6 protein-coding genes are annotated in these 10,836 nt (G+C 32.8%); 2 read left to right on the forward strand and 4 right to left on the reverse strand.

The window, feature by feature from the left end; genetic code table 11:
• Positions 1-9: 9 nt before the first annotated feature.
• Positions 10-1,458, reverse strand: coding sequence for a Fe-S cluster assembly protein SufB (gene sufB / locus AC1RRN_RS16310; RefSeq protein WP_492968315.1), 1,449 nt, complete (start codon positions 1,456-1,458; stop codon positions 10-12).
• 82 nt (positions 1,459-1,540) lie between these two features.
• The gene (locus tag AC1RRN_RS16315) at positions 1,541-1,870 is read right to left on the reverse strand and encodes a HesB/IscA family protein (protein ID WP_035686721.1); all 330 of its coding nucleotides are present in this window, start codon (positions 1,868-1,870) and stop codon (positions 1,541-1,543) included.
• 364 nt (positions 1,871-2,234) lie between these two features.
• Here AC1RRN_RS16315 and AC1RRN_RS16320 point away from each other — a divergent pair, with 364 nt between their 5' ends.
• The gene (locus tag AC1RRN_RS16320) at positions 2,235-3,158 is read left to right on the forward strand and encodes a DUF8428 domain-containing protein (protein ID WP_492968316.1); all 924 of its coding nucleotides are present in this window, start codon (positions 2,235-2,237) and stop codon (positions 3,156-3,158) included.
• A gap of 96 nt (positions 3,159-3,254) precedes the next feature.
• Entirely contained in the window at positions 3,255-4,112 is an 858-nt protein-coding gene (locus tag AC1RRN_RS16325) for an MBL fold metallo-hydrolase (RefSeq protein WP_492968317.1), read from the forward strand.
• Between the two features lie 75 nt (positions 4,113-4,187).
• Here AC1RRN_RS16325 and AC1RRN_RS16330 read toward each other — a convergent pair whose 3' ends face one another.
• Together AC1RRN_RS16330 and AC1RRN_RS16335 are read right to left on the reverse strand one after the other, a co-directional pair.
• Complete coding sequence (locus AC1RRN_RS16330; RefSeq protein ID WP_492968318.1) at positions 4,188-9,776, reverse strand: RCC1 domain-containing protein; 5,589 nt, start codon at positions 9,774-9,776, stop codon at positions 4,188-4,190.
• A 355-nt stretch (positions 9,777-10,131) separates the two neighbouring features.
• A complete protein-coding gene (locus AC1RRN_RS16335; RefSeq protein WP_492968319.1) occupies positions 10,132-10,836 on the reverse strand; it encodes a glycoside hydrolase family 78 protein in 705 nt (234 codons plus the stop codon).

Genomic DNA, 10,836 nt, shown 5'->3' on the forward strand with positions numbered 1-10,836 from the left:
TGCTTTTTATTATCCAACAGATCCTTCTAAAGAAATCTCTAATAATTTTTGAGCTTCAACAGCAAATTCCATTGGTAATTTGTTCAAGACATCTTTACTGAAACCGTTTACAATTAAGGCAATCGCTTTTTCAGTCGGGATACCTCTTTGGTTGCAATAAAAAACCTGATCTTCTCCAATTTTACTTGTAGTTGCTTCGTGCTCGATTTTAGCCGATGGATTTTTACTTTCGATATAAGGGAAAGTATGCGCTCCACAATTGTTACCCATTAATAATGAATCACATTGTGAAAAGTTTCTTGCATTCTCAGCTCTTGGGCTAATTTGCACTAATCCACGGTAACTGTTTTGTGATTTACCAGCCGAAATACCTTTAGAAATAATAGTCGATTTAGTGTTTTTGCCTAAATGGATCATTTTAGTTCCCGTATCTGCCTGTTGGTAATTATTGGTAACGGCAATTGAATAAAATTCTCCTACCGAATTATCTCCTTTAAGTACACAAGAAGGATATTTCCATGTTACAGCTGAACCGGTTTCAACTTGTGTCCAAGAAATTTTAGCATTTGTTTCGCATAAACCTCTTTTGGTTACGAAGTTGTAAACCCCACCTTTTCCTTCTTTGTTTCCTGGGAACCAGTTTTGAACGGTAGAATATTTAATTTCAGCATCGTCAAGAGCGATTAATTCAACCACAGCAGCGTGCAATTGATTTTCGTCACGACTTGGAGCTGTACATCCTTCAAGGTATGAAACATAACTTCCTTCGTCAGCAATAACAAGTGTTCTTTCGAATTGTCCGGTTCCTGCCTGATTGATTCTGAAATAAGTTGAAAGTTCCATTGGGCAACGAACGCCTTTTGGAATATAACAGAAACTTCCGTCAGAGAAAACCGCTGAGTTTAATGCTGCGTAAAAGTTGTCTTTTTGAGGTACAACAGTCCCTAAATATTTTTTTACCAATTCCGGATGTTCTTTGATAGCTTCAGAAATTGGACAGAAAATAATTCCTTTTTCTCCTAATGTTTTCTTGAAAGTAGTTGCAACAGAAACAGAATCGACAACAATATCCATAGCGACATTGTTCATCATTTTTTGTTCGTCAACAGAGATTCCAAGTTTTTTGTACATTTCTAACAATTCCGGATCAACGTCGTCCAAAGTTTTGCTAGGATCTACTTGTTTTGGAGCTGAATAATAAGAAATGGCTTGGAAATCTGGTTTTTGATAATGAACATTTGCCCATTCCGGCTCAATCATTTCTTTCCAGGCACGAAAAGCCTCGATGCGCCAATCGGTCATCCATTCTGGCTCTTCTTTTTTAAGAGAAATAGCTCTTACGATATCTTCGTTTAAGCCAATAGGGAATGTCTCCGATTCGATATCGGTGTAAAACCCGTATTCGTATTCTTTAGTTTCGAGTTCGATTTTTAAATCGTCTTCTGTGTATTTGCTCATTTTTGATGTAAAGATTTAAAGATGTAATTTTCAAAAATTTCAAAGAATTACTCTTTATTAGCCTTGTTATTCTTTAATTAATTTATAGAGAGAATGATTCTCCACAACCACAAGTTCTGCTTGCATTTGGATTATTGAATACAAATCCTTTTCCATTTAGCCCTCCAGAAAATTCTAGAATTGTTCCTGCTAAATATAGAAATGATTTTTTTTCAACTGCAATTGTTATGTCGTTGTCTACAAATATTTTATCGTCGTCGCCTTTGGTTTTATCAAATTTTAAATCATATGACAAACCAGAGCATCCGCCACTTTTCACACCTACACGTACGTAGTCATGTGCGGCATCAAAACCATCATCACTCATCAAATCGATGATTTTCTTTTTGGCTGTATCAGAAACTTTTATCATTGTATATGGTATTTATTTTTTCTTTCATTTTTAATACAAATTCAAATAGTAATGAAATTATTACATTTTTAAAGTACTGTGTTTCAATGTTCAAATGAAATTGTCTGCAAAGATACGACTTAAAAACCTTTTTCCATAACGGTTCACATTATTATAACAAATGTTAAAATAGATAGAAGTTATTTTGTTTTAGAAAATTCTATTTTACGATAAACAAAATCCATTTTCCTTTGAGAATTTTAAAAGAAAAAGAAGTTTTTATTTTTCAAGTTGTCAATAATCTGTAATTTAAGTTAAAATACCGTATTTATACGTATTTTAAATAGTGAATTAGTGGTATTTTTGCACAAAATTAGGGGTAATTATGAAAAAACATTATAAAAATGGGTGGGTAAAAGCACTTTTTGCAGTATTATTTGTTTTTGGATTAGGTGCTACATTTTATATTTTTAGTAAAGAACCAAATCTTGAATTGTCTAAAAATATAACAGATAAAAAACAAAATACAATACTATTAGGCGGGCGAGAACTTGCCCAGAAAGATATATTAGATTCTTTAAATACTTTAAAACTGGCTTATGATGTTGTAATTTTAGAGAATACTTCATTATCGCAGCAATTAGAAATTGAGAAAAGGAATGTTGAAAATCTGATGGAAATCATCAAGGCATCAAAAGATCCTTCGGAACAACAAATTGTGCTATACCGTAAACAATTTTCTGATTTGAAAATTTCATTAAATTCTAATATACTGGAAGTTAAAAAGCTGAAATCTCAAAATAAGAATTTATTGACTGAAATTGAAAGCCAAAATGTAGTTATGTACAAACAAAAGGCTGAAAATGACACTTTAGTTTCTAAACAAAAAAAATTAGAATCGACTTTGAATGATGCCTCAAAATTAACTATGAGTAATTTTAAGGTAGTAGGACTTCGTGAGAAAAAATCCGGAAAAGAATTAGAAACAGATAAAGCTAAAAGTGCTCAAAAACTTAAAGTAAGTTTTACTATCAATGGAAATTCGATTGCAAAAACCGGAAAAAGAATTTTTTATGTTCAGGTTTTAGATCAAAAGAATAAAGTTTTAGGCGAAGATAAATTGATTGAATTCGGAAATGATAAAGCTTTGGTTTACAGTTTTATTGTAGCAGTTGATTTTCAGGGAAAGCCTGCAAATGTTTATGGAATTTTGAATTCTGATGAAAGTCATTTTCCAAAAGGAACTTATTTTGTCAATTTCTTCGACAAACAGGAAATTTTTGGAAACACTTCGATTACGCTGGAATAAGGCTGTAATTTTTTAAAATGAAGTTTTAAAATAGAAATTTCTAGCATAAGGAAATTGGATTTCCTAGCTTTGTTTTCCTATTAGAAATTTACTTTCATGAAACTTTACCCAATAGAATCCGGAAATTTTAAATTAGACGGAGGCGCTATGTTTGGCGTTGTTCCTAAAACAATTTGGAACAAAACCAATCCGGCAGACGACAATAATTTAATTGATATTGCGGCGCGTTGTTTGCTTATTGAAGATCAAAATCGCCTTATTTTGATCGATACCGGTATGGGAGATAAACAATCGGAGAAATTTTTTGGCTATTACTCACTTTGGGGATCACATTCGATTGATAAATCATTGGCAAAATATGGTTTTCACCGAGATGATATTACAGATGTTTTTATGACGCATTTGCACTTTGATCATTGTGGAGGAAGTGTGCAATGGAACGCTGATAAAACGGGATATGAACCGGCGTTTAAAAATGCTAAATATTGGACGAATGAAAATCATTGGGAATGGGCAACGAAACCAAATCCTCGTGAAAAAGCTTCTTTTTTATCTGAGAACATTTTGCCGATGCAGGAAAGTGGGCAACTGAATTTTATAAAACGTCCTGAGGCTGATTTTGGATTTTCTGAAGAAATGAATTTTGGAATTTACTACGTTGATGGTCATACTGAAAAACAAATGATTCCGTATATTCAATATAAGGATAAAACAATTGTTTTTTGTGCTGATTTATTAGCTACAGCGGGACATATTCCACTTCCGTATGTTATGGGTTACGATACCCGACCTTTATTGACCATGCCTGAAAAGTCAAAATTACTAAACGCTGCAGCCGATCAAAATTATTATTTATTTTTGGAGCATGATGCTCATAATCAAATTATAACGGTTGAACACACTGAAAAAGGAGTTCGATTAAAAGAAGTTTTTACCTGCGAAGAGATTCTTTAAAATACACTTTAAATCATAAAAAAATCCCGTTTTCAACTGAATGAAAACGGGATTTTTTTATTTAACTAATTGTGATTATTCAACAATTATCTTTTTAACAGAAGCTGCATCCTGATTAATTAAATATAAATAGTATACTCCTTTCGGTAATTCGGATAAATCTATTCTATTATTTGTATTACCTGAATCTACTCTAAATGATTTAACTAATTGTCCTATTGTATTGTAAACGGTTACTTTATCTAAAGAGATATTGTTGATGTTTACTTCTCCTTTTGTTGGATTTGGATATACAACCGCTTTGTTAAAAACAGAATCGTCGATACCTAAAGTACAAGTTGCAGAATAAACAGTAGTTTCTTCTTTAATTTTAGACCAATTGGCATTTGAATATGCCGGGTCATCAACTTTGATACAACCAAGTGTTTTATTACCTAAGAAGCTTGTATATATCGCAGTTTCTGATTTTTTACCCGTTTGTGATGGTAAAATAAAGTTTTTATTGTTACCATTTTGAACATTCAACGACGTTAGAGGATTGAATTCTAAGAAAACAAGTTCTAATAGTGGGTTGTGAGATAAATCGACATTTGTCAATTGATTCCACGATGCTTGTAACCTTTTCAGTTGAACATTTTTGCTAAGATCCAAAACAGTTAGTGCATTATTATTGCAATATAAATTTTCCAGTTTTGTATTTGTGGAAAGATTTAAGGAAGCAATATTATTTTGCCCGCAAACTAAATAAGTCAAATCTGGTGCATTTGAAACATTTAATTGTGTCAATTTATTTTGCCCACAATCAATCATAGTCAATGCTGTATTTGATGTTAAGTCAAAATTAGTTAATAAATTATCAGAAACATTGACAAAAAGAAGTGCTTTATTTTGAGAAATATCCAGATTAGTGATTTGGTTTTCTGCTACACTTAAATTTAAAAGCTTAGTATTCTTAGTGACATCCAAACTCGTTAAATGATTATTGTATAAATCTAGTTTCATAAGAGATGTATTTTTACTTACATCTATTGCTTTTAAGTTATTAGAAGAAAGATCTAAATAAGTTAAGGCAGTAAAATTTTCGATTCCTGATATATCCGAAATATTAGCACCCGAAAGATCCAGATATGTAATACTGCTAATATCGGCGGTGGTTATTTTTCCGTTAAGGCCATCTTTATCAATTCCCAAATCAATCAACTTTTGTTCAAAACTACTGTCATTAAGTATTGTATAGTTCGTACAATCTACATTGTAATTTGCTGTACTGTCTTTAAAACTTGTCCAGGTTTGGTTTGAGTAAACCTGATCATCAACCTGAATACAACTTAAATCTAAATTTTTAGTAAAGTTAGAATTGTTCTTAAAGTTTTTATTATTTCCGTTTTTCAGATTTAGTGATACTAACCTATTACTGCTACAATCAAGCACAGTTAAATTTTTGTTTTGTGAAATATCCAAATTTGATAATTGATTTCCGCTGCAGTTAACAGTTTGTAAACTTGTGAAACCTTTAATTCCTGTTAAGTCTTTAATATTGCTGGCTAATAGATTTAAAGAAGTTACACTTAAAATACTGCTATTCAAAATAGTTCCGTTTTTACCATCTTTATCGATTTGTAAATCAATTAATTTGTCTTCAAAAGCCGGATCTGGTATTGCGGTAATCTGAGCACAGTCTATAGTAGAATAAGATGCTATAGTATCTTTGAACCCAGACCATTTTTCATTAGAATAAATGGCATTGTCAACAACAATACACGTTAGCAAAGGGTTTTTCGAAAAGTTAATAACATATGATTCCAATTGCATTGAGCCATTGTTTCCATTTTTTAAATTTACGTTGGTGAGGAGTGGATTTTCGGAGCAAAGAATAGTAGACAAAGCAGTATTTTTAGAAACATCCAGGCTTGTTATTTGGTTTCTTTCACACCATAATAGTCGTAATAATTTATTATTTGAAACATCAATATCTGTTAGTTGATTGGATGAACAAGTAAAATATTGTAAACTAAGATTCTTTGAAACATCGATGGCTTTTAAACTATTATTAGAAATGACTAAGTTTTCAAGAGCCACATTTTTAGAAAGATTAATCTCTGTTAGATTATTATAATTGGCAAGAAGATCTTTTAAGGCCAAATTTTTGGAAACATCTAAGCGAGTCAATTTGTTTGACATTACGTTTAAAGAGTCTAATGCCTTGAAATTCTCTATTCCGGTTAAATCGCTAATATTAGCACCATAAAGATTTAGTGCTGTAACCGAACTAATATTTGAAGTCAAAACTTTTCCGTCAGCAGTTCCGGAATCAATTCCTAATGCGATTAATTTATTTTCAAAATTACTATCAGGGATTTGAGTATAATAAGGACAATTAGTGTTGTAACTTGCATTTTGGTCTTTTTTATTAGCCCATTTTGTATTAAAATAATCACTATCATCAACTTGAATACAGTTTAGATTTGGATTGTCTATAAGATTTAAATAGGCAAATTTAACATTGTTTGCATTCTTCAAATTTAGACTCGTTAATTGATTAGAATTAGAATATAAACCAACTAAGGCAGTATTTACGCTAACATCCAAAGTGGTTAGCTGATTTTTTGAACAATTTAAAAATTCTAAAGCTTTATTTTTGCTTATATCCAAATTTGTTAATTGATTAGATTGACAATATAGCTCTGTTAGAGTCGTGATTTTAGAAACATCCAATTGGGTTAATTTATTTTCGCGACAATCCAGCAGCTTTAAAGCTGTATTCTTACTTACATCTAAACTGGTCAATTGGCTAGTATTACAGCCCAAAAATGTTAACGCAGTATTTGAACTTACATCCAAAACAGTATATTTGTTTGAACCAGAATCTAATTTTGTTAACGCTGTATTCTTACTTACATCTAACGATGTTAATTGATTTGAATAACAGCTCAAATTAAGTAAAGCAATATTATTACTTACGTCTAAAGAGGTTATTTTATTGTTGTTACAGTCTAGAGTAGTCAGAGCGGTATTTTTACTTACATTTAGTGTTGTTAATGAATTTTGACCACAATACAAATCAGTTAATGATACAAAGTCTTGTATTCCTGTTAAATCTGAAATATTACTTTTGGTAAGGTCTAAAAACTTTACAGTGCTAATATTAGATGTAACAACTTTTCCATTTAATCCATCACTGTCAATTCCTAAATTAATTAGTTTTTGTTCAAAATTTGAATCTGGAATTAAAGTGTAATTAATATTATTTCCGGGTACATACAAGGCTGAAATTTCTTGCGGTGTTAATACGCGATTCCAAATGGCAATATCATCTATAGAACCTTCAAAATAATTGTTTGCATTGTTTTTTCCGATGTTACAAATACCTCCAAATCCTTTTGTAAACAAATTAACGGTTCCGGTTAGTTCAAGAACATTGTTTATATACAGTGAAAAAACGTTGGTGTCATCATCAAAAGTCATCGCAAAAAAGGTCCATTCATTATTAAAATAATTTTTTTGAGATGAAAAAGTCTGAGAATCAAAATTTACATCTAAATTTCCTTTGCGATAAAAGGTTATTTTAAAAGAATCTGCATCAGCTCCGTAACTTGCAAGACAAAAATCAAAAGCGCTTGAGCTCACAGGATCACTTGCTTTAAACCAACCAGTCATAGTTCGTGTGTTAGTAGCTTGTGGATTATTTGCCAAATAGATGCTCATACCACTATTTAGTCCGTTAAAAGAATAAGCAGCATTGCTATTCCCGAATCTGTCAGTAGTTAAAGTAAGATTTTGTGGATTTCCATTAACTCCGTTTCCACTTTGGTCATTTGCATTTCCATTAAAAGGATAATATACAATCAAACCATTTGTTGGTACTGGCTCATTTCCTGGAGGCACTGTAACTGTTATGTTGACTGAAGCTCTCATTATACTTTCGCACCCATTGATTGTTTGTGAAATATAATATGTACCCGTTTGTATTACAGTCGATAAATTTAAAGCAGTTCCGCCAACAGGCACACTAAACCATTTAAGGTTAAGTCCGACAGCTTTTAAGTCTGCAACTGTAGTAATATTATTGAATGTTTGTGAGCTGGCAGTTGGAGGTGGTGTATTATTTGCAGTAATAGTTGTAGTGTTCGTAACAATACATCCGTTAGCGTCTTTTGTGTTAATTGTGTAAGTTCCTGCCGATAAACCCGTAAACACATTTGAACTTTGGTAAGTAAAATTCGGGGTAATTGCATATTGGTATGGGAGCGTTCCTCCATTTGCTGTAGCGGTCAAACTTCCATTATTATTGTTACACGCATTTGTACTTGTTGTTATTAAGTTAAGAATTGTTGGCTGCGTAATAACAAAACTTTTTGTAATGGATAATGAAGAGGCATCTGTTACAGTACAAGTATAATTTCCGGCTAATAATCCCGTAATGGTTGCTGTAGTTGCACCATTAGACCAAAGATAAGTATATGGAGCGGTACCGCCTGAAACTGCTGTTACCGAAGCTGAACCATTTTTATCACCAAAACAGTTTATATTAACTTGAGACCCTTGTATTATAAGCGAAGATGGGCACACAACTGTTATTGGTACGTTATTATTAACATTTGTACCATCACCTAATTGCCCATCAGCATTATCTCCGAAAGTCCACATAACGCCATCAGAACTCACAGCAGCTGTGTAATACCAACCTGCGTGTACGTCTTGCCAATTTTTTGAAACTCCTATTTGTATTGGCACAAGGCTGTTTAAGGATGTGCCATTTCCTAATTCGTTATGATAATTATATCCCCAGCTCCATAAAGAGCCATCTGTTTTTATGGCAATTGTATGATCGCCCGCCGCTCCTAAACTTTTCCAATCTGTAGACGTTCCTATTTTTATCGGAACATAGCTATCCGTAGTTGTACCGTTTCCTAACTCTCCATATTTATTTTTCCCCCAGGCCCATAGTGACCCGTCTGTTTTTATAGCAAGTGTATGACTACCTCCTCCACATATACTTTTCCAGTCAGTTGCTGTTCCTATTTTTTTTGGAGAATAACTTTTCGAAATAGTACCATCTCCCAATTGTCCAGTATCATTTCCTCCCCACGTCCATAAAGTACCATCTGTTTTTAAGGCAATAGTATGATAATAACCTACTGTTATCGATTTCCAATCTGTAGCTGTTCCAATCTGCTTAGGAATGTTGCTACCTGAACTGGTACCGTTTCCTAATTCTCCAAAATAATTATCTCCCCAAGCCCATAAAGTTCCATCGTTCTTTAAGGCAACTGTGTATTGATTTCCTGCTGCCACTGTCTGCCAATTAGTATCGGTTCCTATTCGTATAGGAATGCTTTTATTTGTAGAAGTACCATCTCCCAATTGCCCTTCCTTGTTGCTTCCCCAAGCCCACAAAGAACCATCGTTTTTTAGAGCAACAGTATGATTAGTTCCGGTAACTACTATTTTCCAATCAGTAGCTGTTCCGATTTTTTTTGGCGTATTGTTACTTATAATAGTGCCATCTCCTAATTGTCCACTTTTGTTTTCTCCCCAGCTCCATAAACTATTATCTGTTTGTATGGCTACAGTATAACTATATCCAGCAGTCACCGTTTTCCAGCATTGGGCATTTATTTGTAAACAGGAAAATATTAAAAGTAAGAGTAAAGTTTTTTTCATATGCTAAGATTTGGATTGTTTGAATGTGTGGTTTTGATTGAAATTTATTTTTGTTTTACAGATTTTGTAAAAAGGTAAAATCGTTGTTTTCCTTAGGTTTAGGACTTTAAGTATCAGTTTGCTGTAATGTTGTTTGCTGAAATTTGCTAAAAGCAACTAATATTTCATATATTTAGTTATGATTCGGTCGCGCAATTGTATGAATTATAATTGTTATTTCTTTACGAGAAACCGTAAATCGGTATTTGTTTTTGAAAAAAGGGATAGTTATTTAAAAAAAACTCTAACTAAAAAATCCCGTTTTCATTCAGTTGAAAACGGGATTTTTTGTTTAACTAGTTGCAATATTATAGTTTTAATTAGTTTTAAACTTCCAAACCTGACCAATAGTTTCTCCTCCTTTATTATCTCTTACTACAACTCTCCAGAAATATTGTTTTGTAGGTTCAACTGCAACAGTAACAGAACGATCTGATTTGTTGTCCTGCACTTTTTCTGTAGGGGGATTAACCGTACCAAAATATACGTCGTAAGTAAGAGCATCAGAAAGGTCAACATCTGATGAAGTAAAATTTAAATTTGCTGTCGTAGTGCTTAAAACACTGTTTATAGCTGGTGAATTTAAAGAAGGTGCAAATGGCAAATGATTAACCACAGCAACACCGGCTGTATAAAATTTATAAGTTGCCGTGTAAGCACTTGCTAAACCTTTAGCATCTGTTGCTTTTACTCTCCAGTAATAAGCCGTGTTTTTATCTAAAGTAGCTGTATTTGTCAGGTTAGAGGTTCCATCAAGAGTTGATACAATTTGAGTAAACCCATTATCCTTTGCAACCTGAATCTGATAAACCACTGCATCTTTTTCGGGGTCATTAGATTGATTCCATTGAAAAACGACTGTATTGTCTAAACACAATTTATTATCCGCGGGACTCGATAATGCAGGTACACTGGGTGCAGTGTTTACAGGTACAGGTGTCGGGTCCGGTTCATCTCCGCCACCACTGCCGCATGCTGCAAATATTAAACCGATGATTGGTAGGTATATAAAATTTTTCAT

This window comes from Flavobacterium sp. GW821-FHT11G01 (assembly GCF_058808175.1).